The organism is Ancylobacter vacuolatus (assembly GCF_030813595.1).
Classification (GTDB): domain Bacteria; phylum Pseudomonadota; class Alphaproteobacteria; order Rhizobiales; family Xanthobacteraceae; genus Ancylobacter; species Ancylobacter vacuolatus.
This window is the reverse complement of record NZ_JAUSUH010000002.1, coordinates 26,656-52,149: the sequence shown is the minus strand read 5'-3', so window position 1 is coordinate 52,149 and position 25,494 is coordinate 26,656. Positions and strand designations below refer to the sequence as shown.

The 25,494-nt window shown below is 68.1% G+C and carries 24 protein-coding genes, 1 tRNA gene and 1 pseudogene; 13 read left to right on the top strand and 13 right to left on the bottom strand.

What is annotated here, in order from left to right; genetic code table 11:
* Nucleotides 1–176: 176 nt before the first annotated feature.
* The 4 genes from J2S76_RS04240 to J2S76_RS04225 all read right to left on the bottom strand — a co-directional run bounded on the left by J2S76_RS04240 (nt 177) and on the right by J2S76_RS04225 (nt 4,943).
* Nucleotides 177–536: a DUF1428 domain-containing protein gene (locus J2S76_RS04240; protein WP_307057839.1), complete on the bottom strand. Its 360-nt coding sequence runs from the start codon at nt 534–536 to the stop codon at nt 177–179.
* A 143-nt stretch (nt 537–679) separates the two neighbouring features.
* Entirely contained in the window at nt 680–1,459 is a 780-nt protein-coding gene (locus tag J2S76_RS04235; protein WP_018388109.1) for a Bax inhibitor-1/YccA family protein, read from the bottom strand.
* A gap of 158 nt (nt 1,460–1,617) precedes the next feature.
* The gene (locus tag J2S76_RS04230) at nt 1,618–4,221 is read right to left on the bottom strand and encodes an ABC transporter permease (RefSeq protein WP_307057837.1); all 2,604 of its coding nucleotides are present in this window, start codon (nt 4,219–4,221) and stop codon (nt 1,618–1,620) included.
* Nucleotides 4,218–4,943, bottom strand: a complete 726-nt coding sequence (locus tag J2S76_RS04225) for an ABC transporter ATP-binding protein (RefSeq protein ID WP_307057835.1) — start codon at nt 4,941–4,943, stop codon at nt 4,218–4,220. Before J2S76_RS04225 ends, J2S76_RS04230 begins: the two co-directional genes overlap by 4 nt.
* Nucleotides 4,944–5,057: 114 nt before the next feature.
* Here J2S76_RS04225 and J2S76_RS04220 point away from each other — a divergent pair, with 114 nt between their 5' ends.
* The 3 genes from J2S76_RS04220 to J2S76_RS04210 all read left to right on the top strand — a co-directional run bounded on the left by J2S76_RS04220 (nt 5,058) and on the right by J2S76_RS04210 (nt 9,100).
* A complete protein-coding gene (locus J2S76_RS04220) occupies nt 5,058–5,744 on the top strand; it encodes an arylesterase (RefSeq protein ID WP_307059110.1) in 687 nt (228 codons plus the stop codon).
* 140 nt (nt 5,745–5,884) lie between these two features.
* Nucleotides 5,885–7,948, top strand: a complete 2,064-nt coding sequence (locus J2S76_RS04215; protein ID WP_307057833.1) for an acyltransferase family protein — start codon at nt 5,885–5,887, stop codon at nt 7,946–7,948.
* 105 nt (nt 7,949–8,053) lie between these two features.
* Entirely contained in the window at nt 8,054–9,100 is a 1,047-nt protein-coding gene (locus J2S76_RS04210) for an aldo/keto reductase (protein WP_307057831.1), read from the top strand.
* Between the two features lie 39 nt (nt 9,101–9,139).
* Here the strand turns inward: J2S76_RS04210 and J2S76_RS04205 are convergent, their stop codons facing one another.
* The 4 genes and pseudogenes from J2S76_RS04205 to dapF all read right to left on the bottom strand — a co-directional run bounded on the left by J2S76_RS04205 (nt 9,140) and on the right by dapF (nt 12,895).
* Entirely contained in the window at nt 9,140–9,742 is a 603-nt protein-coding gene (locus tag J2S76_RS04205; protein WP_307057830.1) for a septation protein A, read from the bottom strand.
* Between the two features lie 2 nt (nt 9,743–9,744).
* Nucleotides 9,745–10,659: pseudogene (gene ftsY / locus J2S76_RS04200) on the bottom strand (signal recognition particle-docking protein FtsY); the annotation flags it as partial.
* Between the two features lie 32 nt (nt 10,660–10,691).
* Complete coding sequence (gene mtaB / locus J2S76_RS04195) at nt 10,692–11,993, bottom strand: tRNA (N(6)-L-threonylcarbamoyladenosine(37)-C(2))-methylthiotransferase MtaB (protein ID WP_307057826.1); 1,302 nt, start codon at nt 11,991–11,993, stop codon at nt 10,692–10,694.
* Between the two features lie 2 nt (nt 11,994–11,995).
* Nucleotides 11,996–12,895, bottom strand: coding sequence for a diaminopimelate epimerase (dapF, locus tag J2S76_RS04190; RefSeq protein WP_307057824.1), 900 nt, complete (start codon nt 12,893–12,895; stop codon nt 11,996–11,998).
* Between the two features lie 216 nt (nt 12,896–13,111).
* Here dapF and J2S76_RS04185 point away from each other — a divergent pair, with 216 nt between their 5' ends.
* From J2S76_RS04185 to J2S76_RS04170, 4 genes are all read left to right on the top strand, one after another.
* Nucleotides 13,112–13,885, top strand: a complete 774-nt coding sequence (locus tag J2S76_RS04185; protein ID WP_307057822.1) for a GyrI-like domain-containing protein — start codon at nt 13,112–13,114, stop codon at nt 13,883–13,885.
* 195 nt (nt 13,886–14,080) lie between these two features.
* Nucleotides 14,081–15,343, top strand: a complete 1,263-nt coding sequence (rlmN, locus tag J2S76_RS04180) for a dual-specificity RNA methyltransferase RlmN (protein WP_307057819.1) — start codon at nt 14,081–14,083, stop codon at nt 15,341–15,343.
* A 9-nt stretch (nt 15,344–15,352) separates the two neighbouring features.
* Nucleotides 15,353–15,871 (top strand): hypothetical protein, encoded by a 519-nt coding sequence (locus tag J2S76_RS04175; RefSeq protein WP_307057817.1) that lies wholly within the window; start codon nt 15,353–15,355, stop codon nt 15,869–15,871.
* Between the two features lie 102 nt (nt 15,872–15,973).
* Nucleotides 15,974–17,203 carry an argininosuccinate synthase gene (locus J2S76_RS04170; RefSeq protein WP_126279497.1) on the top strand — a complete coding sequence of 410 codons (1,230 nt, stop codon included), beginning with the start codon at nt 15,974–15,976 and terminating at the stop codon, nt 17,201–17,203.
* Nucleotides 17,204–17,386: 183 nt separating this feature from the next.
* On the opposite strand, the gene J2S76_RS04165 is transcribed toward J2S76_RS04170, so the two are convergent.
* Nucleotides 17,387–18,142 carry an SDR family NAD(P)-dependent oxidoreductase gene (locus tag J2S76_RS04165; RefSeq protein WP_307057812.1) on the bottom strand — a complete coding sequence of 252 codons (756 nt, stop codon included), beginning with the start codon at nt 18,140–18,142 and terminating at the stop codon, nt 17,387–17,389.
* A 133-nt stretch (nt 18,143–18,275) separates the two neighbouring features.
* Between J2S76_RS04165 and J2S76_RS04160 the strand changes: the two genes are divergently transcribed.
* The gene (locus J2S76_RS04160) at nt 18,276–19,163 is read left to right on the top strand and encodes an AraC family transcriptional regulator (protein WP_307057810.1); all 888 of its coding nucleotides are present in this window, start codon (nt 18,276–18,278) and stop codon (nt 19,161–19,163) included.
* A gap of 16 nt (nt 19,164–19,179) precedes the next feature.
* On the opposite strand, the gene J2S76_RS04155 is transcribed toward J2S76_RS04160, so the two are convergent.
* Nucleotides 19,180–19,677 carry a pyridoxamine 5'-phosphate oxidase family protein gene (locus J2S76_RS04155; RefSeq protein WP_307057808.1) on the bottom strand — a complete coding sequence of 166 codons (498 nt, stop codon included), beginning with the start codon at nt 19,675–19,677 and terminating at the stop codon, nt 19,180–19,182.
* A 152-nt stretch (nt 19,678–19,829) separates the two neighbouring features.
* On the opposite strand from J2S76_RS04155, the gene J2S76_RS04150 reads away from it, so the two are divergent.
* On the top strand, nt 19,830–20,957 hold the full coding sequence (locus tag J2S76_RS04150; protein ID WP_018388092.1) for a site-2 protease family protein: 1,128 nt from the start codon (nt 19,830–19,832) through the stop codon (nt 20,955–20,957).
* 19 nt (nt 20,958–20,976) lie between these two features.
* Here the strand turns inward: J2S76_RS04150 and J2S76_RS04145 are convergent, their stop codons facing one another.
* On the bottom strand, nt 20,977–21,273 hold the full coding sequence (locus J2S76_RS04145; protein ID WP_307057804.1) for a hypothetical protein: 297 nt from the start codon (nt 21,271–21,273) through the stop codon (nt 20,977–20,979).
* Nucleotides 21,274–21,503: 230 nt separating this feature from the next.
* Between J2S76_RS04145 and J2S76_RS04140 the strand changes: the two genes are divergently transcribed.
* The 3 genes from J2S76_RS04140 to J2S76_RS04130 all read left to right on the top strand — a co-directional run bounded on the left by J2S76_RS04140 (nt 21,504) and on the right by J2S76_RS04130 (nt 24,408).
* Nucleotides 21,504–21,737, top strand: a complete 234-nt coding sequence (locus J2S76_RS04140) for a hypothetical protein (RefSeq protein ID WP_307057802.1) — start codon at nt 21,504–21,506, stop codon at nt 21,735–21,737.
* Nucleotides 21,738–21,901: 164 nt separating this feature from the next.
* Nucleotides 21,902–23,731, top strand: coding sequence for a translational GTPase TypA (gene typA / locus J2S76_RS04135; RefSeq protein WP_307057800.1), 1,830 nt, complete (start codon nt 21,902–21,904; stop codon nt 23,729–23,731).
* A 167-nt stretch (nt 23,732–23,898) separates the two neighbouring features.
* Entirely contained in the window at nt 23,899–24,408 is a 510-nt protein-coding gene (locus J2S76_RS04130; protein ID WP_026221174.1) for a GNAT family N-acetyltransferase, read from the top strand.
* Nucleotides 24,409–24,455: 47 nt separating this feature from the next.
* Here J2S76_RS04130 and J2S76_RS04125 read toward each other — a convergent pair whose 3' ends face one another.
* Nucleotides 24,456–24,788 (bottom strand): DUF167 family protein, encoded by a 333-nt coding sequence (locus tag J2S76_RS04125; protein ID WP_307057798.1) that lies wholly within the window; start codon nt 24,786–24,788, stop codon nt 24,456–24,458.
* Nucleotides 24,789–24,802: 14 nt separating this feature from the next.
* Nucleotides 24,803–25,087 carry a YggT family protein gene (locus J2S76_RS04120; protein WP_307057796.1) on the bottom strand — a complete coding sequence of 95 codons (285 nt, stop codon included), beginning with the start codon at nt 25,085–25,087 and terminating at the stop codon, nt 24,803–24,805.
* Nucleotides 25,088–25,323: 236 nt separating this feature from the next.
* Between J2S76_RS04120 and J2S76_RS04115 the strand changes: the two genes are divergently transcribed.
* Nucleotides 25,324–25,399 (top strand) — tRNA-Ala (locus J2S76_RS04115).
* Nucleotides 25,400–25,494 lie beyond the last annotated feature (95 nt).

The window sequence follows — 25,494 nt, the reverse complement described above, 5'->3', positions numbered from 1 at the left end:
CGCCTCTCCATCAGGGGGAGACTGATTCTCCGATCAGGCGGACGACCTGACCGGATCAGGCTCCCGGGGCGCAGCCCTCCTGGCCGGCGCCGGCCAAGGCTATGTAGCGCCCGGCCGGCATGGCGACAATCGCCGGGACGGTCACATCGGTTGTGAGGCGGCGGGCAGAGGGTGGCTCAGCCCTTTTTCTGGTCCAGCAGCGGGGCGAAGCCGCCGAAGATCATGCGCTGCCCGTCGAAGGGCATGTCGGTCATCTCGTTCAGCCGCGGGTCTTCCATGAAGGTCTTCATGCCGGCATCGCGCGCCTCGCGCGAGGGCCATTCGATCCAGGAGAACACCACCGTCTCCTCGGGCGTCGCCTGTACCGCCCGGCGGAAATCCGTGACCTTGCCGTCCGGCACGTCGTCGCCCCAGTTCTCCACCAGCCGCAGCGCGCCATGGTCGAAGAAGATCGGCGCAGCCTTCTCGGCCAGGACGCGGTAGGCCTCCTTGTTGGCGGTCGGCACGGCGATGACGAATCCGTCGATATAGCTCATGGCGTCCTCCTCGTTCTGCCGGGGCAGGCCGACAGTCTAGCCCATTCCGCATGGGAAGTACGGTCGCCGGCCGGGAGGGCGCGCAAACGAAAAAGCCCCGGCGCGGGGCCGGGGCTTTCGTATCAGCGGAGCGGTGCGGCGGCTCAGTTGTTCCGGTTGCCGAACAGCTGCAGCAGCATCAGGAACATGTTGATGAAGTCGAGATAGAGCGTCAGCGCGCCCATGATCGCCTTGCGCCCGGCCACCACGTCGTCGTCGCCGGCGAAGTACATCTCCTTGATGCGCTGGGTGTCGTAGGCGGTGAGGCCCGCGAACACCAGCACGCCCGCCACCGAGATGATGAACTGCAGCATGGTGGAGCCGAGGAAGATGTTCACCACCATGGCGACCAGGATGCCGATCAGGCCCATGATCAGGAACGAGCCGAGGCCCGACAGGCTGCGCGAGGTGGTATAGCCATAGAGGCTGAGGCCACCGAACGCCGCCGCGGTGATGAAGAACACCCGGACGATGCTCTCATGCGTGTAGACCAGGAAGATGCTGGCCAGCGACACGCCCACGAGCGCGGCATAGACCCAAAAGATGGTCTGCGCCACGCCGACGCTCAGCCGGTCGACCCGGAAGCTGAGGAACAGCACGGCGGCCAGCGGCGCGAACATCACGACATAACGCAGCGGGCTGCCGAACAGCGTCGCGCCGAACTCGGTGAGGTAGATGCCGGCGAACTGGTAGGGCGTCGCCACGTCGGAGACGGCGAGCATGTAAATGCCCAGCGCCGCCGCGCCTGTGATGGCAAGGCCGAGCGTCATGTAGTTGTAGACGCGCAGCATGTAGGCGCGCAGGCCCTGGTCGATGTCGGCCTGCGTCCGGGCCGCGGTCGCCCCGAAGCGCGGCACGGAGACGTTGCGGTTAAAGTCGGACATGGTCGAATCCTCTCGCGAAATCCCGTCATCCACGCCGCCACCGGCACTCTGCCGGGGGACGTGGATCATTGCGCTGAATATGAGGGCGGCACGGGCCTGCCGCAAGTGAAGTTTGCGACAGGAATGACGCTAGGGCAGTGGGTTCTGCCGATACGCACTCACAGATTGCGCAGGATGCGCGCCGGTTTCTGCCCCAATGCCCGCCAGGTGCCGATGAGGCCGAAGCCGACGGTGAGCACCAGCGCCACCGCCGCCGCGCCGAGCGCCGCGCCGGTGGACCAGGCGAAGCCGATCTTCATCACATAGACCACCACCACATAGGCCGCCGCCGTGCCGGCGCCGACCGCGACTACCGCCGTGACGAGGCCAAGCGCGGCATATTCCAGCGCGTAGGCGGCCACCAGCCGCGCCCGCGTGGCGCCGAGCGTCTTCAGGATCACCGCGTCATAGACCCGGTGGTGCTGCCCGGCCGCCAGCGCCCCGGCGAGCACCAGCACGCTGGAGAGCAGGGTGACGAGGCTGGCGCCGCGAATAGCGATGAGCAGATTGCCGACGATCTCGCCGATCTGGGTCAGCGCTTCCTTCACCCGCACGGCGGTTACGGCGGGGAAGTCCGCCGCCACGGCGCGGCCGAGGCTGCGCTCGGTGGCGACATCGCCGCCTTCCGGCAGGGTCAGCGTCGCCAGCGAGGTGTGCGGCGCGCCGGCGAAGGTGTTGGGCGAATAGACCATGACAAAGTTGATGGCCAGCCGCTCCCACTCCACATCGCGCAGATTGGCGATGGTGGCGGTGATGGAGCGGCCGAGCACGTTCACCGTCACCTCGTCGCCGATCTTGAGGCCGAAGGCGTCGGCGATCTCGCGCTCGAAGGAGACGAGCGGCGGCCCGGCATAATCGGCCGGCCACCATTCGCCGCCCGCCAGCACCGAGCCCTCGGGCAGGTCCTGCGCGTAGGTGATGCCGCGATCGGAGGAGAGAACCCAGGCGAATTCCGCCGGCGGATCGAGGCTCTCCGCCGCGCGCCCGCCCAAGGTGAGGATGCGCCCGCGCAGCATCGGCACCACCTCGACCTCGCCCTTCGGCGCCTTCTCGCGCAGGAAGCGCGTGAAGGCCTCGGTCTCGCTGTTCTGGATGTCGAGGAAGAAGAAGCTCGGCGCCTCGGTCGGCAGGCGCGAGGTGAGTTCGCGCGTCAGGCTGCGGTCGATCAGCGCCAGCGTCACCAGCAGCGTCAGGCCGAGGCCGAGCGACAGCACGATGGTGGGGGTGAGCGCCGCCGGCCGGTGGATATTGGCCAGAGCGAGGCGCAGTGCGGTGGAGCGCGGGCGCGGCAGCCGGCGGGCGGCCGCCATGATGCCGGCCGCGACCAGGCGCAGCGTTACCAATACGCTCGCCGCCGCCGCGAGATAGATCATCGCGATATGCCGCTGCTCGGAGGCATAGACCGCGAGGCCCGCCAAGGCGGCCACCGCCAGTGTGGTGAGGGCGATATAGACGAGGCGCGGGCGGTGCCGTGCGCCTTCCACATGCTCGCGGAACAGCGCCGACACCGGCACGTCATGGGCAAGGCCGAGCGGCCAGAGCGCGAAGGCCAGCGCGATCAGCGCGCCATAGGCCAGCGCCAGCAGGATCGCGCCGGGTTGCAGGCTGGGTTCGATGGCGACGGGAAGCAGATGGCCGAAGGCGGCATCGGCGAGGAAGGGCAGGGCGGAACCCACCGTGATGCCGATGGCGATGCCGATCAGCGCGATCAGCCCGACCTCGGCGAGATAGATGCCGAACACCGTCACCCCCGGCGCGCCGAGGCTCTTGAAGGTGGCGATGACGCCGCGCTTGGCGTCGAGATGGCTCTTCACGGCATTGGCGACGCCGACGCCGCCAACGAGGAGTGCCGTGAGGCCGACGAGAGTTAGATATTCGGTGAAGCGGCGAACATTGTTTTCCAGCCGAGGGGCGGCGGCATCGCGAGTGCGGGCCTCGAAGCCCGCCTCCGGCGCGCCTTTCTGCACCCTTTCGACGAAGGCGGTGAGTTCCGCCGGGCGGTCCATTTTCACCCGGTAGTGCCAGCGCACCAGGCTGCCGGGCTGCAGCAGGTCGGTTGCCCGCAGCGCCTCGACCGACACCATCAGGCGCGGGCCGAAGCCGAGGCCGGTGGAGAGCAGGTCCGGCTCGCGCTCAAGGGTGCCCTTGAGGATGAGGGTCGCGGCGCCGAGCTGGAAGCGATCGCCGGTTTTCAGCTGCAGACGGTCGGCAAGGGAGGGATCGACCAGCGCGCCATAGGCGTCGCCGTCGCGCGCGAGCGCGCCGGCAAGCGGCTGGGGCGGCACAATGTCGAGCGTGCCGACCATCGGGTAGACGCCGTCCACCGCTTTCACTTCCGCCAGCGTGGCGTCGAGCGCCTCGCCGCTGCCGGCCCGGGCCATCGCCCGCAGCGTGGCGATGGTGGAGACCCGCCCGCCCGCCTCAATGAGCCGGTATTCCTCCGGGCTGGCCTCGCGCTGCACCAGGGTGAAGGCGGCATCGCCGCCGAGCAGGGTGGTGCCCTCGCGCGCCAGCCCATCGGTCAGGGCGCGCGAGAAGGCGCCGACGCCGGCGATGGCGGCGACGCCGAGGGCGAGGCAGGCGAGGAAGACCGCAAAGCCCCGCAGGCCGCCGCGCAGTTCGCGCAGGGCGAAGCGCAGCGGCAGGGTGCGGCGGCTGGGCGCGCGCAGCGGGGCGGCCCGGCCGGCAGCCGCCGCCGAGGTGGAGACCTGATCCGTGCTCATGCGCGCGACTCTGCGCCGGCGCCGGCCAACGCCTCTTCCGCCTCGACCGCGCCGGAGCGCAGCCGCACCGTGCGGTCGCAGCGGCGGGCCAGCGTCGCGTCATGGGTGACGATGACCAGCGTGGCGCCGCGCCGCGCCTGTGCCTCGAACAGCAGGTCCATGATCTGCCGGCCGGTGGCCTCGTCGAGATTGCCGGTCGGCTCGTCGGCGACGAGGATGCGCGGCTCCGGCGCCAAAGCGCGGGCCACCGCCACGCGCTGCTGCTCGCCGCCGGAAAGCTGCGAGGGGTAATGGTCCAGCCGGTGGCCGAGGCCGACGGCGGTGAGTTCGGCGGCGGCGCGCGCAAAGGCGTCGGCCCGGCCGGCAAGCTCCAGCGGCACGGCGACATTCTCCACCGCCGTCATGGTGGGGATGAGGTGGAAGGCCTGGAACACGATGCCGACATGGCGGCCGCGAAAGCGGGCGAGGGAATCCTCGTCGAGGCCGGTGAGCTGTTGCCCCGCCACCTCGACCCGGCCGGCATCGGCGCGCTCCAGCCCGGCGAGCACCATCAGCAGGCTCGACTTGCCCGAGCCGGAGGGGCCGACCAGGCCAACGGCCTCGCCCTGCTTTATCGCGAGCGAGACGCCCTTGAGGATGTGGACGCGCGCCGCGCCGCTGCCGAGGGAGAGATCCACCCCGTCGAGGCGGATGGCGGTGGCGGTCGTCTTGTCAAAAGGCATGGGGCTCTTTTCGCGTCTGTTTGGGCCGGCGAAGGCCTCGTCCTCTGGAGGCCGATATCTCCCGCACCATATGTTGCGCTGCACCGTTTCCGAAAGGGTAGGCCCTTGTCACGATTGCTCCATCGGCTCTTTGCGCTCTGCGGCCTTGTCCTGCTTGGCGCGGCGGGCATTGCCAGCCCTGTTCTGGCCGAACCGCTGCGCCTCGTGGCGTTTGGCGACAGCCTCACCGCCGGCTACGGCCTGCCCGCCAGCCAGGCCTTCCCGGTACGGCTGCAGGCGGCACTCAGGGCCAAGGGACACGAGGTTGTGATCGAGAATGCCGGCGTTTCCGGTGACACCACCAGCGCCGGCCTCGCGCGGCTCGACTGGTCGATCCCCGAGGGCACCGATGGGGTGATCCTGGAGCTGGGCGCCAATGACGCGCTGCGCGGGCTCGATCCCGCCATTCCCGAGCGCTCGCTCGATGCCATTCTGGCACGGCTGAAGGCGCGCGGCATTCCGGTGCTGATGGCCGGCATGCGGGCGCCGCCCAATCTTGGCGCCGCCTATCAGAAGCGCTTCGATGGCCTCTATGAGCGGCTGGCGCAGAAATATGACGTGCCGCTCTATCCGTTCTTCCTCGATGGCGTAGCGGGCAACACGGCGGTGAACCTGCCCGACGGCGTCCATCCCACCGCCGCCGGGGTCGACATCATCGTCGAGCGCATGCTTCCGGCGGTGGAGGCGTTCATCGGCACGCTGAAGGCGGGAGCGCCGGCGGCGGGCGGCACAGGGGCCGCCGGCGGGGCCAATCCCGGCTGATCCTGCCCCGCCGCGCGGGAGGGTGATGGCAAAATTGTGACGACGTGTTGCCGGGCGGTCCTCGACGCATGGGGGCGGCTACGCTATCGCTCGCCCCCGGGGCCATCCATGTCGTGCATTGTCTGCCTGTGCGGGGGCACATGAAATACCGAAGCGAGATCGACGGCCTTCGGGCCGTCGCCGTCGTTCCTGTGATCCTGTTTCATGCCGGTTTCGGGGCGTTTTCCGGCGGGTATGTCGGGGTCGACGTTTTTTTCGTCATCAGCGGGTACCTGATCACCATCATCCTGCTGTCCGAGATCGAGGGTGGCACCTTCTCGATCGCGCGCTTCTATGAGCGACGGGCGCGGCGCATCCTGCCGGCGCTCAGCGTGGTGATGCTGGCGTGTCTGCCCTTCGCCTGGATGTGGATGATCCCCGACCAGCTGCGCGAGTTCGGCGCCAGCCTGATGGCGGTGGTGTTCTTCGTCTCCAATTTCCTGTTCTGGAGCGAGGAAGGCAGCTATTTCGCCGCCGCTGCCGAACTGAAGCCGCTGCTGCACACCTGGAGCCTGGCGGTGGAGGAACAATATTACCTGTTCGCGCCGCTGAGCCTGGCGCTGCTCTGGCGCTTTGGCCGGCGCACGCTGTTCTGGCTTGTGGTGGCGTCCGCGGTGCTCGGCCTTCTCGCCACCGAATGGGGCTGGCGCTACGCGGCGCGGGCGAATTTCTACCTGCCGCAGTTCCGCATCTGGGAGCTTCTCGCCGGCTCGATCTGCGGCTTTCTCGCCACCAGCCGCCCGCCAGGCGCCAAAAATCTGCCGCACGCCAGCAATGCGCTGAGCGCGCTGGGGCTGGGGATGATCCTGTTCGCGATCTTCGCCTTCGACGAGAACACGCCCTTTCCGAGCCTCTATGCGCTGGTGCCGGTGGGCGGGGCGGCGCTGGTGGTGCTGTTCGCCCATAAGGGCACATGGGTGGCCCGCCTGCTCTCGGCGCGGGCGCTGGTGGGCATCGGGCTCATCAGCTACAGCGCCTATCTCTGGCACCAGCCGCTATTCGCCTTTGCCCGCATCCGCTCGCTGGTGGAACCCGCCCCGGAGCTGATGATGGGGCTGGCGCTGTTGTCGATGCTGCTGGCCTATCTCAGCTGGCGCTTTGTCGAGCAGCCCTTTCGCCGGCGGCCGATTCCGCTGCTGCCCTCGCGCCGCGCCGTGTTCACGGCGAGCGGCGTGGTCGGTGCCGGGTTCGTTGCCGTCGGCCTCTATGCCAGCCTCTCCGGCGGCATTCCGAGCCGGCTCGCCGGCATCGCGCCCGGCAGCTACGCCGAAAGGCTCCTCGCGTCCACGCGCGGGGCAGGGCTCCGCGTCGATTGCACGCCGGTATCGGCGGGAGCGAACCGGCCGCCTTTGTGCGCGGTCTTCACCCCGGCGAACCCGAAGCTGCGCATTCTGATCATCGGCGACAGCCATGCCGGCTCGGTCCTGCGGGCCTTTGCCGGCGTCGGGCGCGACAATGCGGTGTACCAGATGGCGCTCGCCAGCTGCCCGCCAATCAACCGCACCTCGCTGCACCGGGCGATCTTCGATATCGGGGTGTGCGAGCAGGCGACACGCGACCAGGTGCAGGCGGTCCGCGAGGGGCAGTTCGACGTGGTGGTGCTGGCCGCCCGGTGGTCGGTCTATGCCGGCCGCGAGGGGCGCCGCTCCTTCGCGCTGGGCCCGGAGGGCGACCCGTTTTTCCCCTCCCTCGCCACCTCGCGCGACACTTTCTCCAGCCATCTCGCGGCGACGGTGAAGGAGTATCGCGATCTCGGCGTCGCCGTGGTGCTGATCGACCAGGTGCCCGAGCACAGGGTGCTGCCGCGCAAGGTGATCGAGCAGGCGATCCTGCTCGAGCTGGAGCAAGGGCAGGGCGAGGCGCAGTTCGAGCAGGCGGTGCGGGAAACCTCCGTCACCATCGAGGAGAGCGGCAAGCTCCAGGGGTTCGCCGAGGCGGAGCTGGACAAGCTACGCGGCGAGAAGGTCTGGGTGTTGTCGTTCGACGAGCTTTTCGCGCGCGACGGGCGCTATCTCTGGGGCGACCGCGACGGCACCTATTATCTCGACGGCGACCACCTCTCCAACCATGGCGCGGCGCTGGTGGAGCCGGCGATGACGGCGGCCTTCGAGGAAATCGCGACTGTTTTGCGACCGGGCCGGCCGCCAGGAGAGGCCCCGCCCTGAGGGTGGCGCGGTGGGGGCTTTCCCATGGAGGCCGCTTGCCGGGCGGAGCGCGGCTACCTATCTTGCCCGCACCTTCCTCCCCCCTTTTTCCGAAAAGCCAGCCCTATGCAATATCGCCCGCTCGGCCGCACCGGCCTCGAGGTCTCCTCGATCTGTCTCGGCACCATGACCTATGGCGAGCAGAACACCGAGGCCGAAGGCCACGCGCAGATGGACCATGCGCTCGACCACGGCATCAATTTCTTCGACACCGCCGAACTCTATTCCATTCCGCCCAAGCCCGAGACCCAGGGTTCCACCGAACGCATCATCGGCAGCTGGTTCAAGGCGCGCGGCAACCGCGACAAGGTGATCCTCGCCACCAAGGTGTGCGGGCTGTCGCAGATGACCTGGTTTCGCGACGACGGCGCGCCCGCGCGCCCGACACGCGGGCAGATCCGCGAGGCGGTGGAGAAGAGCCTTACCCGTCTCCAGACCGACTATATCGACCTCTACCAGCTCCACTGGCCGGGCCGTCCGGTCGATCTGTTCGGGGCCAACCCGACCCGCTGGAAAAGCGCGGCCGGCGAGGAAACCCCGATCGCCGAGACGCTGGACGCCTTTGGCGAGCTGGTGAAGGAAGGCAAGATCCGCCATGTCGGCCTCTCCAATGAGAGCGCCTGGGGCACGATGAAATTTCTCAGCGAGGCGGAACGCACGGGCGGGCCGCGCGTCGCCTCGGTGCAGAACGCCTATAATCTGCTGAACCGCACCTATGAGACGGCGCTGGCCGAGGTGAGCCTGCGCGAGGAGGTGGGGCTGCTGGCCTATTCGCCGCTCGGCCAGGGCTATCTCACCGGCAAGTACCAGAAGGGCGCGCTGCCTGAGGGCTCGCGCACTGCCCTGTTCCAGCGGGCCTTCCGCTACCAGGTGCCGGGGGCGGAGGAGGCGATCGAGGATTACCTCGCCATCGCTCGCGATGCCGGGCTCGATCCGTCGCAGATGGCCATCGCCTTCTGCCTGACGCCGGAATTCGTGACCTCGGTCATCATCGGCGCGACGACGATGGAACAGCTCGCCGCCGATATCGGCGCGGCTGACCTGACGCTGTCGCCGGAGGTGCTGGCGCGCATCGACGCCGTGCACCAGCTTCGCGGCAATCCCTGCCCCTGAGAGGCGGCGGGCGGCGGGCGGAGCGCGCGCCGCCCTCCCTCAGCTTTCGCCCTTGCTTTCGGGCGGGGCATGGCGGGTCATCAGCGGCACCTGCGCCATGGCGAAGACCAGCGTCAGCGGGAGATAGCCGAAGGTCTTGAACGCCACCCAGGTGTCGGTCGAGACGTTGCGCCAGACGATCTCGTTCAGCACCGCCATGACCAGGAAGAACACGCCCCAGCGAATGGTGAGCTCACGCCAGCCCTGGTCGGTCAGCACGAACACGTCGCCCAGCACATAGGGCAGCAGCGGCTTGCGCAGCCACAGGCCGGCAAGCAGGGCGCCGCCGAACAGCGCATTGACCAGGGTCGGCTTCATCTTGATGAAATGGTCGTCCTGCAGCACCAAAGTGAGCGTGCCGAACACCAGCACCACGCCGGCCGAGACCAGAGGCATCACCGCGATCTTGCGGGCGATGATCCACATGACAGCCAGCGCGGCGAAGGTGGCGACCATGAAGGCACCGGTGGCGAGATAGATGCCGCCGCGCCCATTGGCGACGAAGAACACGACCAGCGGGCCCAGCTCCAGCGCGAATTTGAGCAGCGGGTGCATGGTGCGCAGGCGCTTGGCGGACGGCGCATCGGACGGTGAATCGCTCATGGTCAGTGCTCCAGTCCGACGATGGCGCGGGCGAAATCGCGCGCCGCAAAGGGTTGCAGGTCGTCAATGCCCTCGCCGACGCCGACGAGATGAATGGGAAGGCCGTGCTTGGCGGCGAGGGCGACCAGGATGCCGCCACGCGCGGTGCCGTCCAGCTTGGTCATGACGAGGCCGGTGACGCCCGCCACCCGCTTGAACGCTTCCACCTGCTGGAGCGCGTTCTGGCCCACCGTGGCGTCCAGCGTCAGCACCACGGCGTGCGGGGCGGTGGGGTCCTGCTTCTTGATGACGCGGACGATCTTCTCCAGTTCCGCCATCAGCTCGACGCGGTTCTGCAGCCGGCCGGCGGTGTCAATGATGAGCACGTCGGCGCCGTCGGCCCGGGCCTGCTGCAGCCCGTCAAAAGCGACGCCGGCGGCGTCGGCGCCGGGCGCACGGGAGACGACGGTGGCACCGGTCCTGTCGGCCCACACCTTCAGCTGCTCGATCGCGGCGGCGCGAAACGTGTCGCCGGCGGCGAGCACGACCTTCTTGCCCTGCGCCTTCAGGGTGGAGGCGAGCTTGCCGATGGTGGTGGTCTTGCCCGAGCCGTTGACGCCGACCATCAGCAGGATGAACGGCTTGCTGTCCGCGGCGAACACCAGAGGTACGGCAACGGGATTCAGCACCGCCTCGATTTCGGCAGCGACGAGGGCGCGCACCTCGTCCGGCTCGATGGTCTTGTCGTAGCGCCCCTTGCCCACGGCGGCGGCGATGCGGGCCGCGGTGTCAACGCCGAGATCGGCGCGGATCAGCACGTCTTCCAGATCTTCCAGCGTGTCGGCATCGAGCTTGCGCTTGGTGAACAGGTCGGTGATGCCGGTCGACAGGCCGGTGGCGGTGCGGGTGAGGCCCTGCGTCAGGCGCTTCCAGAAGCCGGGGCGGGTGGTGGTGTCGTCGTTCATGTCGTTCATGCCGCGATCAGCCGAACGCCGTCATGGCCGGCGATGCGGATATGGGTGAGCGTGCCGGGCGCCAGCGGTGTGGCAAGGCGCACCGGGGTGAAACTCTTGGTGCGGGCCAGCCCGCCGCGCTCGGCCAGAACCTCGCGCCGCCCGCCGATCTCGCCGGCGAGATGACGCAGCAGCGCGTGGGCGCCCTTCTCGCGCAGTCGCCGCGCCCGCTCCCGGGCAAGCGCGGGCGGAACCTGCGGCATGCGGGCGGCCGGCGTGCCGGGGCGCGGGGAGAAGGGGAAGACATGCAGATGCGTGAGCCCGCAGGCATCGACAAGGTCGAGCGAGGCGCGGAACGCCGTCTCGGTCTCGGTCGGGAACCCGGCGATCAGGTCGGCGCCGAACACCATGTCCGGCCGCGCCCGCCGCAGCGCGGCGCAGAGGGCGATGGCGTCGGCGCGCGCATGGCGGCGCTTCATGCGCTTGAGGATGAGATCGTCGCCGGCCTGCAGCGAGAGGTGGAGATGGGGCATCAGCCGCTCTTCTTCCGCCAGAGCCCGCATCAGCTCGTCGTCCACCTCCACCGAGTCGATGGAGGACAGCCGCAGCCGGGGCAGATCAGGCACATGGCGCAGCAAAGCGCGCACCAGCGTGCCGAGCCTCGGCGCGCCGGGAAGATCCGCGCCATAGGAGGTGAGGTCGACGCCGGTCAGCACGATTTCGCGGGCGCCCTCGACTACCAGCTCGCGCACCCGCGTCACCACGGCGCCCATCGGCACCGAGCGGGAATTGCCCCGCCCATAGGGAATGATGCAGAAGGTGCAGCGGTGGTCGCAACCCTCCTGCACCTGCACGAAGGCGCGGGTGTGCCCCTCGATCGTGTCGGCCGGGCCGTCGAGCAAATGCGGCGCGGTCTCGCGCACGGCCATGATGTCGCCGACCACGACCTTTGCCATGTCCCCGAGGCCGAAATCGAGCGCGGCGCGGGTCGCCTTCCAGCTCTCGGGCGCCGTCTTCTCGGCATTGCCGAGCACGCGGTCGACCTCTTCCATCGCGGCGAAGCGTTCGGGCTCGGTCTGCGCGGCGCAGCCGGTGACAAGGATGCGGCGCGAGGGGGCTTCGCGCTTGAGCCGGCGGATGGTCTGGCGGGCCTGCTTCACCGCCTCGGCGGTGACGGCGCAGGTGTTGACGATAACAGCGTTCTCCAGCCCGGCCGCGCCGGCCATCGCCTTGGCGGTGGCGGAATCGAGCGCGTTCAGCCGGCAGCCGAAGGTGACGACTTCAACCGGCGCGGCGCGGGCAGGGGAGGCGAGCGCCATGGTCACTCGGCGCCGGCGCCGGGTCGGGCGGCGGTGGGCTCGGCATCGCCGAGCATGGCGGCGGTGAGCCGGCCGTCGAACTCGATTTCGGCCGGGCCGGTCATCAGCATGTGGTCGTCGCTCTCGCGCCAGTCGATCACGAGATCGCCGCCCGGCAGGGTGACGGTGACGCGCCGCCCGGTGAGGCCGAGGCGCGCGGCACAGACGGCAGCGGCGCAGGCGCCGGTGCCGCAGGCGCGGGTGAGGCCGACGCCGCGCTCCCACACCCTGAGGATGATGTGCTCGGGCGAGACGATCTGCACCACCGATATATTGGCCCGCTCGGGGAAGATCGGGTGGTGTTCCAGCTCCGGCCCGAACTGGGCAAGATCGACGGCGTTCACATCATCGACCCAGAAGATGGCGTGCGGATTGCCGACATTCACCACCGCGGGCGCGCGCAGCACCGGCGCTTCCGCCGGGCCGGCCTGCAATTCGATGGCGCGGGTGTCGGCGACCGGGCCGGCGAGGGGAATGTCGTGCCAGCCGAAGCGCGGTACGCCCATGTCGACCGTGATGCCCTCGGGCGCGAGAGTGCAATCGAGCGGGCCGGCGACGCTCTCGAACACCAGATGGTCGGCGCCGGTCCGGCCGGCCTCATAAAGCGCGATGCAGCGCGTGCCATTGCCGCAGGCGCCCGATTCCGAGCCATCGGCATTGATGATGCGGACAAAGGCGTGGGTGCCTTCGCTCTGCGGCGGGTAGAGCGCCATGATCTGGTCGAAGGGCAGCACGCCGTCGCGGGCGAGGGCGCGCGCCTCTTCCGGCGGCACCATCAGCGGCGCGTCGCGCAGATCCAGCACGACGATCTCGTTGCCGAGACCGTTCATCTTCACGAAAGGGCGGTTTTCCAGCGCGGCCATGGACCCGGTTTCACAGCGTGCGGCGGCAGGGCCACCGAATGTGAGGGAAGAGGGTGCGGCTCTTATATGGCGAAGCGCGGAGGATTGGCCAGACCTATCGACCGCGCCGGATGGACGGCGTGGCGCTGGCATGCCGGCAAACGTGTCGCAGGCGAGCGACAGGTGCGGGCAAACACCTCAGCGTGTTCCGCGCGGCGTCGCAGGCGGCGGGCGGGAATGCTAGACCTCTTGGCCCGCGCCCTTTCCGGTGAACCGACGATGATGGTGATTTCGCCTTTCCGCGCCCTTCCGCGCGGGCTCCTGCACCTGCTCACGCGCCTGGCGGTGCTCGCGCTCGTCGCGGTTCTGGCGCTGCCGGCACCGCTGCGGGCGCAGGCGCCGACCGACGCTTCTCCCGCCGCCCCCGCCGCTCCCGCGCCGGACGCGGCGCCGCTCGACGAGGACGACATGATCGCGCCGCCGATGGTCGACCCGCGCTCGGTGGAGACGCAGAACGTCGCCCCCGCGCCCGATCCCCTGACCCGGCCCGATGGCTTTGGCGACCCGGCGGTGATGCAGCCGGTGCCGGTGCTGATGAAGAAGGCCCGTGCGACCTGGGACGACGCCTTCAAGACCATCGTCGCCACGCTGAAGGAGATCGACGCCGAGATGGCGCGGCTGAAGCTCAAGCCCAATGGCGCCTCCTTCATCATCTACACCTCGACCGACGATATGGGCTTCGACTTCGAGGCGGCGGTGCCGTTCGAAGGGGCGACGGCGGAAAAGCCGCAGAACGGCATGGTGTTTTCCGCCTCGCCGGCCGGCAAGGCGCTGCGCTTCACCCATCGCGGCCCCTATGATGCGATGGACCCCACCTATGAGCAGATCGCCAACCTGCTCGACGCGAAGGATCTCGAGGCGCAGGACGTCTATGTCGAGGAATACCGCTCCGACCCGCGCACCACGCCGGAGGACAACCTCGTCATCGACATCTGGGTGCCGCTGAAGTGATTTAACGAGGCCGTCATCCCGGAAGGACCGACAGGTCCTATCCGGGATCGCGCGAACCCACCGTGCCCTTTTCTGCGCGCGATCCCGGCTCGAAGGCTATGCCTTCGTCCGGGATGACGGTGGCAGCAGCCCCATATTCGCCTCGCCCGCCGCTCTGTGCTAAGAGGCGCGCAAACGGACATCATCGATAGCCACATGAACCTGATCGATACCACTGCGGCCGCTGCCGCCGGGGCGCGTGCTCCCGTAGAGATCGCCGGCACCGAGACGGGCCGCGTGGAAGCGAAGCCGTCGCCTGCGAAGCCGTCCCTTGCCGGGCTGGACCGCGCCGGGCTGGCGCAGGCGCTGGCTGAGATCGGCGTTTCCGAGCGTGAGCAGCGCATGCGCGTCGCCCAGCTCTGGCACTGGATCTATCTGCGCGGGGCGCTGTCCTTCGACGAGATGACCAATGTCGGCAAAGGCCTGCGCGAGAAGCTCAGTGCCGCCTTCACGCTCGACCGCCCCGAGGTGGTGGTGGAGCAGGTGTCGAATGACGGCACCCGTAAATGGCTGCTGCGCCTGCCGCCCGACATTGCCGGCGACAAGCCGCACGATGTCGAGATGGTCTATATCCCCGAGAGCGACCGCGGCACGCTGTGCGTCTCCTCCCAGGTGGGCTGCACGCTCAACTGCTCGTTCTGCCACACCGGCACCCAGCGGCTGGTGCGCAACCTCACCAGCGCCGAGATCGTGCTGCAGGTGATGGTGGCGCGCGACCGGCTCGGCGACTATCCCGGCCGCGACCGTGCCGTCGGCCCCGGCCTGCCCACCGAGGGCGACCGGCTGGTGACCAACATCGTGTTCATGGGCATGGGCGAGCCGCTTTACGCCTATGACTCGGTGGCGAAATCCATCGAGGTGCTGGCCGATGGCGAAGGCCTCGGCATCGGCAAAAGGCGCATCACCGTCTCGACCTCGGGCGTGGTGCCGGAAATCGAGAAGCTCGGCCGCGAGGTCGGGCCGATGCTCGCCATCTCGCTGCACGCGGTGCGCGACGAACTGCGCGACGAGCTGGTGCCGATCAACAAGAAGTACCCGCTGAAAGAGCTGCTGGAAGCCTGCCGCACCTACCCGCCGGCCTCCAACGCCAAGCGCATCACTTTTGAGTACGTCATGCTCAAGGGCGTGAACGACAGCCCCGCCGACGCCAAGGCGCTGGTGAAGCTGCTCGCCGGCATTCCGGCCAAGATCAACCTGATCCCGTTCAACCCGTGGCCGGGCACGAAGTATGAGTGCTCGGAATGGGAGACGATCGAGCAGTTCTCCGACATCGTCTTTCGCGCCGGCTATTCCAGCCCGGTGCGGACGCCGCGCGGCCGCGACATTCTCGCCGCCTGCGGCCAGCTGAAGAGCGAGACGGAAAAGCTCTCCGCCCGCGAGCGGCTGGCGCTGCGCGCCATGGCGGCGGCGGCGGAATAGGCGGGGACGATGGACAATCTGCTGCGCCTGCTGCTGCGTTTCATCCTCGTGCCGCTCGGCATGATGTGCGGCTTCATCGCCTCCTTCCTGGTGATCCTGTTCGGCTATTGGCGGGTCGGCGACCTTCTCGCCGGCAATGTCGATGTCGAGGCGATCGCGCTCTATGACGCGCTGGCGGCGGCGAGCTACCTCCTGATGATGGTGGTGCTGGCGATGTGGGCGGTGGCGCTGATCGGCATCCTGTTCGCCGAAGCCTTCGCCGTGCGTTCCTGGATGTTCCATGTGGCCAATGGCGCGGTATCGGCCTGGCTCGCCGCCTCGGTCTTCGCGCCTTATGCGCAGGTGCCGGTGCCCTTCGACGGCGATCTCTACGTGATCGCGGCCGGGTTCGCCGGCGGGCTGGCCTATTGGCTGGTCGCGGGGTGGAATGCCGGCTTCTGGAAGCCGCTTCGGGCCGAGCTGGTGGCGCGGCCGCTGCCCCCCGCCTCGCCGGCGCCCGCACAGCCGGCGCCGCCGTCGGCCCCCTAGCCATCGTGCAGAGCTTGCACCGGCGCGCGCCATGCCTATAGTCCGCGCGCCCTTTCGGGCTCGGCCTCTTTCCTGCGCAACATGACTTTTTCGGAACCTGACATGGCGAACGATGTGAAGAAGGTGGTGCTCGCCTATTCCGGCGGTCTCGACACCTCGGTGATCCTCAAATGGCTGCAGACCACCTATGGCTGCGAGGTGGTGACCTTCACCGCCGATCTCGGCCAGGGCGAGGAACTGGAGCCGGCGCGCAAGAAGGCGGAACTGCTCGGCATCAAGCCGGAAAACATCTTCATCGAGGATGTGCGCGAGGAATTCGTTTCCGAATACGTCTTCCCGATGTTCCGCGCCAATGCGCTGTATGAGGGGCTGTACCTGCTCGGCACCTCCATCGCCCGGCCGCTGATCTCGAAGAAGCAGATCGAGATTGCCCGCAAGGTCGGCGCCGACGCCGTGGCCCATGGCGCCACCGGCAAGGGCAACGACCAGGTGCGCTTCGAGCTCGCCTATTACGCGCTGGAGCCAGAGATCAAGGTGATCGCGCCGTGGCGCGAATGGGACCTGACCTCGCGCACCCGCCTGCTGGAATTCGCCGAGACCCACCAGATCCCGATTGCCAAGGACAAGCGCGGCGAGGCGCCGTTCTCGGTCGATGCCAATTTGCTGCACTCCTCCTCCGAGGGCAAGGTTCTGGAAGACCCGGCTGACGAGGCGCCGGAATATGTCTACCAGCGTACCATCTCGCCCGAGGCCGCGCCTGACAAGGCGACCTACATCACGGTGGGCTTCGAAAAGGGCGACGCCGTCTCCATCGACGGGGAAAAGCTCTCGCCCGCCACGCTGCTGACCAGGCTGAACGAACTCGGCAAAGCCAACGGCATCGGCCGGCTCGACCTCGTGGAGAACCGCTTCGTCGGCATGAAATCGCGGGGCGTCTACGAGACCCCCGGTGGCACGATCCTGCTGCAGGCGCATCGCGGCATTGAGAGCATCACGCTCGACCGTGGCGCGGCGCATCTGAAGGACGACATCATGCCCCGCTATGCGGAGCTGATCTATTACGGCTTCTGGTTCTCGCCCGAGCGCGAGATGCTGCAGGCGCTGATCGACAAGAGCCAGGAATTTGTCAGCGGCGAGGTTCGGATCAAGCTCTACAAGGGCAATGTCGAGGTGGTCGGCCGCTCCTCGCCCTATTCGCTCTACAACCAGGACCTCGTGACCTTCGAGGAAGGCGCGGTCGCCTATGACCACCGCGACGCCGCCGGCTTCATCAAGCTGAACGCACTGCGCCTGCGCACCCTGGCCAACCGCGACCGCAAGGTCCGGGGCTGAAACGAGGCTGGGCGGGAGAGTTTGCGCGCGCCTGACCCGAAAGCTCTGCCCGCCTCCCTTTGCAACCTCCCTCATCCCCGGGCTTGACCCGGGGACCCAGACCTTCCAGTGCAGCCAGCCACTGGGTGCCCGGGTCAAACCCGGGCATGAGGGGTGCGAGTTTCCCCAGCGCCCCGCTTTTCCTCAGATCGCCTGCCCGCCGGACACCTCGATGCGCTGGGCCGTGACCCAGCGATTGTCCGGCGACAGCAGGCTGGCCACCATCGGGCCGATATCGTCAGGCACGCCGACACGTCCCAGCGCCGTGATGCCGGCGAGGTGCTTGTTGATCTCGGGATTGTCGCGCACCGCGCCGCCGCCGAAATCGGTCTCGATCGCCCCCGGCGCCACCGTGTTGACGGCGATGCCGCGCGCGCCAAGCTCCTTCGCCATGTAGTGGGTGAGCACCTCGACCGCGCCCTTCATCGCCGCGTAGGCGGCGTAGCCGGGATAGGCGAAGCGGGTGAGGCCGGAGGAGAAATTGACGATGCGCCCGCCATCGGCGATCAGCGGCAGCAGCGTCTGGGTGAGAAAGAACACGCCCTTCACATGCACGTCGACCAGCCGGTCGAACTGCGCCTCGGTGGTCTCGGCGAAGGCGGCATAGTCGCCATGGCCGGCATTATTGACGAGATGGTCGATATCGGCCCGGCCCCAGGTCTCGGACAGCGCCGCGCGCAGCGTGTCGGCGAAGGTGGGGAAATCGGCGACCTTGCCGGTGTCGAGCTGCAGCGCCACCGCCTTGCGGCCCATGGCTTCGATCTCGGCGACGACGGCCTGCGCGTCCTCCGCGCGGCTGTGATAGGTCAGCACGACATCGCCGCCACGACGGGCAACGCTGAGGGCGGTGTTTCGGCCGAGGCCACGGCTGCCGCCGGTGATGAGGGTGATGGTGGTCATGATCGGTCTCCTGTTATTGGGGTGAGCCAGATATGACGCGCGGCGCCGGCCTGCGCTTGCCGGATGGGCGCGAGTTCTTGCCTGATCCTCCGAAGGTGCTTTCCTTCCCACCTGAGCGGGGTAGAATGCCGGCATGACAACGCTGCTCGACATCATGGACCGGCACGGCCGGTTGCACGCCAACGCGGACGGGATCGCCGCAACCCCGATTCCGGGGCTCATGTTCTTTCGCGTCGCCACCCCGTCCGGCGTCACCCACGCCATTGCCCGGCCGCTGGTCTGCCTGGTGGTGCAGGGCGCCAAGCAGGTGACGATGGGCACGCAGGAATACGGTCTGGGGGCGGGCGACTCGCTGCTCATCACCGCTGATGTGCCGATCGTCAGCCAGATCACCAAAGCGAGCCACGCCACGCCCTATATCTCGCTGGTGCTGGAGCTGGACCTCGCGATCGTTGCCGAGCTCGTGCGCGAGATGGGACCGGCGCTGGCGAGCAGTGCCGATCCCGTGCGGGTCGACCCGACGGATGGCGAGGTCGCGGCAGCGGCATTGCGGCTGCTGCAATTGCTCGATCGTCCAGCGGCCTTGCCGGTGCTCCAGGCGCCGCTCATCCGCGAGATGCATTACTGGCTGCTCGCTGGCCGCCATGGAGCGGCCATCCGGCGCCTGGGCTGGCCGGACGGCCACGCCCAGCGCGTCGCCCGCGCGGTGGCGCTGCTGCGTGCCGAGTTCGCCAGACCCCTGCCGGTCAGCCGGCTGGCGGAGGCGGCGGGGATGAGCCCCTCCACCTTCCATCAGCATTTTCGCGCCGCGACCTCACTCTCGCCGCTGCAGTTCCAGAAGCAGCTGCGGCTGATCGAGGCGCGGCGGCTGATGGCGGCGGAAGGTGCTTCCGCCAGCACGGCCGCCTTTGCCGTCGGCTATGAGAGCGTGCCGCAGTTCACCCGCGAATATGGCAGGCTGTTCGGCGTCCCGCCGGTGCGTGACGCCAGGGCCGCCCGCGAAAAGGCGCGCGCGGCCTGAGTGTCGCCGATGGACCTCAGTCCAGCGGCACCTTGCGATTTTCGCCGAGATCGGTGGTCGACCCGGACAGGCGGGCGGACATCATCTTGAACAGCACGCCGATGGAGCTCGACGGGCCGTCCCAATATTCGGCCTGATCGGGCACAAAACGCAGGACGCAGATATTCGGGTCGGTCTTGCCCTCCGGCCAGAACGCCTTGTTCATGTCGCTCCACAGCTCGTCGATCTTGGCACGGTCGTTCGAGACTTCCGCCTGGCCGGAGACGGAGAGGTAGTTGTTGTCGCCCGGCTTGGCGAAGGTGAGCGCGGCCTGCGGGTCGCGGTCCAGCTCGTCGTCCTTGTGGCCCCGGCGGTCGGAGAGGAACCAGATGCAGCCTTCCTCGCGCGAGGGGTGAGCATCCATCGGGCGGGCGCGCAGAGTTTCGCCCTCGCGGGTGACGAGCATGCAGATCCGCATGTCCTCCATCATCTCCCACACGTGGTCGATGGCCTCGGCAGTGGTCTTGTCGTCCATGTGAATGCCTCCTCGGGTTCGAGGGGAGAACCCGTTGGTGCAGTGGTGGTTCCTTGCGGGATGCGCCGATGACGCAGCGCCATTCGGGCTCTTGCGCTGTCATGCGGCTTCGCTGCGGCTATGGTAGCGAACGGCACCTCAAGGAGAATCTCATGCCCTGGTCGCTCACGGTCGGATATGTCTACGGCACCGCGGTCCGCATCCATGTGACCTTCCTGCTGTTTCTCGCCTGGATCTGGGTCGCCTATTACCAGCGCGGCGGGGCGGGCGCGGCGTGGGAGGGCGTTGCCTTCGTGGCGTTGCTGTTCCTGTGCGTACTGCTGCACGAGTTCGGCCACATCTTCGCGGCGCGCCGCTACGGGGTGAAGACGCCGGAGGTCACGCTCTGGCCGTTCGGCGGCATCGCCCGGCTGGAGCGCATCCCCGAGAAGCCGTCGGAAGAACTCGTGGTCGCCCTGGCCGGACCGGCGGTGAATGTCGTCATCGCCGCCGTGCTGCTGGTGTTCCTCGGCGGCAATGTCGGGGTGGAGCACATCGAGGCGATCGAGAACCCGCAGGTGAGCCTGCTGGCCAAGCTGGCGGCGGCGAACATCTTCCTCGTGGTGTTCAACCTCATTCCCGCCTTCCCCATGGATGGCGGCCGGGTGCTGCGGGCGCTGCTGGCGATGAAGATGAGCCATGCCCAGGCGACGCAGATGGCGGCCTCGATCGGCCAGGGCCTCGCCATCGGCCTCGGCGTGCTGGGCATCTTCGGCAACCCGATGCTGATCATCATCGCCGTGTTCGTCTTCCTCGCCGCTTCCGGCGAGGCCGGGCAGGTGCAGATGAAGCAGGCGGCGCAGGGGCTGCTGGTCGAGGACGCGATGATCACCCAGTTCGAGACGCTGGGGCCGACGGCGAGCGTGGGCGACGCGGCGGAGGCGCTGATCCGCACCACGCAGAAGGATTTCCCCATCGTCGACGGCGCCGAGCATCTGCGCGGCGTGCTGACCCGCGACGCGATGATCGCGGCGCTGCAGGCGCAGGGCCCCGGTGCCTCGGTGCTGGAGGCGATGCAGGCGGACGTGCCCACCGTCGGCACCCGCACGCCGCTGGATCGCGCGCTGGCGCTGATCACCCAGCGCGGCGCGCCGGTTGTTGGGGTGCTGGACGGCGCCGGCCGGCTGGTCGGCCTGCTCTCGCCGGAGAATGTCGGCGAGATGATGATGCTGCGCGCGGCTCAGCCGGACGCGCGCTTCGGGCCGTGGGCGAAGCGGCCGGCGCCCTCGCGCCCGGTGTGACCGGGCGGGAGGCGTCCGCTCAGTTGCCTTCCTTCACGCCGGTGACGGCGGTGAAGGAGGGCGGGTCGCTGGCGGGAAAGCTCTCCTCCAGGGCCTCGTCGATCTCGGCCTCGGTGAGGTCGGAATCGTCGGCCCTGGCGCCGGGCGGGGGAATGACCTGCGTCCCGCCCGGCACGCCGCCATCGGAGGGCGGCACAGCGCCGGTGATGCCGCCGAGGGCCGGCGGATCGCTGGCGGGGAAGGTGTCCTCCACGCTCTCGTCGATCTCGCTCTCGGTGTATTCGGGATTCTGCGGCTTGCCCTTGTTCGGATCCATGACCCACTCCTTGCGTCTCGACCCTTCAGAAGTGGGCGAAACGGCGGGCGCTTCAAGGGCGAGGGAGCGCGCTGCTCCCGAACCTTTTCAACGGGCGCAGGGCGCCGACGCCAGGGCGCCGGTGGGAGGGAACTTTCCATGTCTTGGCGCGTTACCCCCAACGTCGCGCCTTGATCCAGCGCGCGCGGGCGCGGCGGCTGTCGATCCCTGGCGCGCCGAGGAGAAGGTTCATGACCCCCGATCACGAGCCCGTCCGGCTGCAATACTGGCCGCCTTCCCACACGGTCGACGCCCCCGATCCGTGGCCGGAGGCCTATGAGTTCGGGACGGTGGACGACGCGGTCGCCTTTGCCATGACCCAGTCGCCGGCCCATCGCGAGGTGGCGTGGCTGCGCACGGCGGAGGGAGAGATCCTCAAGCCGGCGCAGATCCGCCGCCTGTGGGAGCTGCGCCGCGACCATTAGACGCTCTGCCGAGGCGCCCTGTGAGGCGCTCCATCGGCGCTTTTTCGCGCCTTCCCGGGCCGTTCGTGCCTTCCGGCGTTGATCTCGCGGGCGTTGTGAGTATAGTGCGCCGCAAAATTCATGCGGGTCCGGAACCGTTCGGGCCCGCTTTTTGGTGTTTTCATATGAAGCTGCGCAACATCGCCATCATCGCCCACGTCGACCACGGCAAGACCACGCTGGTGGACGAACTGCTGAAGCAGTCCGGCTCCTATCGTGAGAACCAGCGCGTCGCCGAGCGTGTGATGGATTCGAACGACCTCGAAAAGGAGCGCGGCATCACCATCCTCGCCAAGGCCACTTCGGTGGTCTGGAAGGATACCCGGATCAACATCGTCGACACCCCCGGCCATGCCGATTTCGGCGGCGAGGTGGAGCGCATCCTCAATATGGTGGACGGCGCCATCGTGCTGGTCGACGCCGCCGAAGGCCCGATGCCGCAGACCAAGTTCGTGGTCGGCAAGGCGCTGAAGGTTGGTCTTCGTCCCATCGTGGCGATCAACAAGGTCGACCGCCAGGACGCCCGCTCGCAGGAAGTCATCAACGAGGTGTTCGACCTGTTCGCGGCGCTCGACGCCAGCGACGAGCAGCTCGACTTCCCCATCCTCTACGGTTCCGGCCGCAATGGCTGGATGGCCGCGAGCGCCGAAGGCCCGCAGGACCAGGGCATGGCGCCGCTGTTCGACCTCGTGCTCAAGCATGTGCCCGAGCCGACCGTCGATGACGGCCCGTTCAGCATGATCGGCACGCTCTTGGAAGCCAACCCCTTCCTCGGCCGCATGATCACCGGGCGCATCACCTCCGGTTCGATCAAGCCGAACCAGGCGATCAAGGTTCTCGCGCAGGACGGCTCGCTGGTCGAGCAGGGTCGCGTCTCCAAGATCCTCGCCTTCCGCGGCATCGAGCGCCAGCCGATCGAAGAAGGCGTGCAGGGCGACATCATCGCCATTGCCGGCCTTTCCAAGGGCACGGTTGCCGACACCTTCTGCGCGCTCGAAGTCACCGAGCCGCTGAAGGCGCAGCCGATCGACCCGCCGACCGTCACCATGTCCTTCATCGTCAATGATTCGCCGCTCGCCGGCACCGAGGGCGACAAGGTGACGAGCCGCGTCATCCGCGACCGCCTGCTGCGCGAGGCGGAAGGCAATGTGGCGCTGAAGATCGAGGAATCCACCGACAAGGATTCGTTCTTCGTCTCCGGTCGCGGCGAACTCCAGCTCTCCGTGCTGATCGAGACCATGCGCCGCGAGGGCTTCGAGATCGCCGTGTCGCGTCCGCGCGTGGTGTTCTCCAAGGACGAGGCCACCGGCGAGATTCTTGAGCCGGTCGAGGAAGTGCTGATCGACGTCGACGAGGAATATTCCGGCGTCGTCGTGCAGAAGATGTCCGAGCGCCGGGCCGAAATGGTCGAGATGAAGCCCTCGGGCGGCAGCCGCCAGCGCCTGGTGTTCTACGCCCCGACCCGTGGCCTCATCGGCTATCAGGGCGAACTGATGACCGATACGCGCGGCACCGCCATCATGAACCGGCTGTTCCACGCCTATCAGCCGCATCGCGGCGAGATCCCCGGCCGCCGCAATGGCGTGCTGATCTCCAACGAGGCCGGCGAGGCGGTGGCCTATGCGCTGTGGAACCTCGAAGATCGCGGCCCGATGATGATCGAGCCCGGCTGGAAGGTCTATCAGGGCATGATCGTGGGCGAGCACAACCGCGAGAACGATCTGGAAGTGAACGTTCTCAAGGGCAAGAAGCTCACCAATATCCGCACCACCTCGAAGGATGAGGCGGTGCGCCTCACCCCGCCGATCCGCATGACGCTGGAGCGCTCGCTGGCCTGGATTCAGGACGACGAACTGGTCGAGGTGACGCCGAAGTCGATCCGCATCCGCAAGCGCTGGCTCGACCCGAACGAGCGCAAGCGCGAGGAGCGCCGCAAGGAGTCCGAGGGCGTCTGACGCTCCCGCTCCCCCTGTCGATGTCGTAAAAGGCCTGTCCGCGTGCGCGGGCGGGCCTTTCTTTTTCGGGCGAGAGCGTGGCGCCCGCGCCACGCCCCGGTGGAACGATCGCGCCATCGGTGTGGAAACCCCTTGATCCCGCCGAGCGCATTTGCTCCCATCGGGTCATGAGCACGCTTCTCGTCGAGACACGCCGGGCTCGGCCGGCCGATGCAGGCGACATTGCCGATATCCATGATTCGGCATGGCGGTTTGCCTATCGCGGCCTTATTCCCGGTGCCGAGCTGGAAAAGATGATCCTGCGCCGTGGCCCTGCCTGGTGGCAGACCGCGCTGAAGCGCGGCTCGCGGGTCATGGTGCTGACCTTCGGCGATGCCGTGGCAGGCTATGCCAATGTCGGGCGTAACCGCGCCAAGGGCCTGCCCTTCGAGGGCGAGATCTACGAACTTTACCTGCGGCCGGAATATCAGGGGCTGGGCTTCGGTCGCCGCCTGTTCGGCGATGCCCGCAAGGAACTCGTCAGTGCCGGGTTCGACGGGCTGGCGGTGTGGGCGCTGGCGGCCAACGAGCCGGCGCTGGGCTTCTACCGCGCCATGGGGGGGCTCAGTGTCGCCCGCTCCACCGAGACCTTCGGCGGTCGCGCGCTGGAGAAGCTGGCCTTTGGCTGGAACGCCTGACGCCTGACCCGCGCCTTGCCGGCGGCCCGCTGCTTCTCCTGTGGTGTCTACGCCGGTTCGTCGTCTTTCCCGCCCTTGAGGCCTGACAGCCGGGCGGCAATCTCCTGCGCATTGCCGCTGAGCCGGAAGCTCTTGGTCCGCCCGGTGGCGCCCGACAGCAGTTCCACCCGCGAGGGGGCGATGCCGGCCGCCTTAGCCAGCAGCTTCGCCAGGGCCGCATTGGCCTTGCCGTCCTCGGCGGCGACGCTGACGCGCGCCTTCAGGGCGCGGCGCCCATCAGACAGGGCGACGATGCCGTCAATGGCATCGCGCCCGCCGCGCGGGGTGGCGCGCACCGTCACCGTTACGCCGTCGGCCGTCTCGCTCCAGGGAAGCGCCATGGGTGAGGCGCCCGTCAAAACCCGAGGAAGAACTCGTTGACGAGGTTCTGGATGAAATAAAGCCCGATGATGAGGATGACAGGCGAAACGTCGATGCCGCCGAGATTGGGCAGCAAACGCCGCAGCGGCGCCAGCACCGGCTCCGTCACCCGCCAGAGGAATTCGCCGACGCTGCGCACGATGGGATTTTGCGCGTTCACCACGTTGAACACCACCAGCCAGGACAAGATGGCCGAGGCGATGAGGATCCAGACATAGAGCGAGATCAGCGTATTAAAGAGCCAGAGAAGCGAATTCATCGGCAGCCTCGAAGCAGGGGCGGGAGCACGGCGCGGACTTGCTCGTCGCGTTGGAAACCTGCCGGCCGACCCGGTATTTCGACCGGATCGGATCAGCCGCCAAAGCGCCGTCCGCCACGATGCTTAATGCTGCCGCTGCATTGCGGCAACCCTGATTCACAGCGCCGTGCGGCAACCATGCCGAGGCGCCTTGACAGCGCAGGGGCGGCGAACGTACAAGGCGCGGCCTGAGGCTTGGGGCCGTAGCTCAGTTGGGAGAGCGCTGCAATCGCACTGCAGAGGTCAGGGGTTCAAATCCCCTCGGCTCCACCATCCCAGCTTCCTGTTTCGTTTTATGTTCGCCCGGCTGGCCATGACAGCGGGCATGCCGCGAGGCCGATGGACCTTGCGGGCGTGTGTGTTTAATC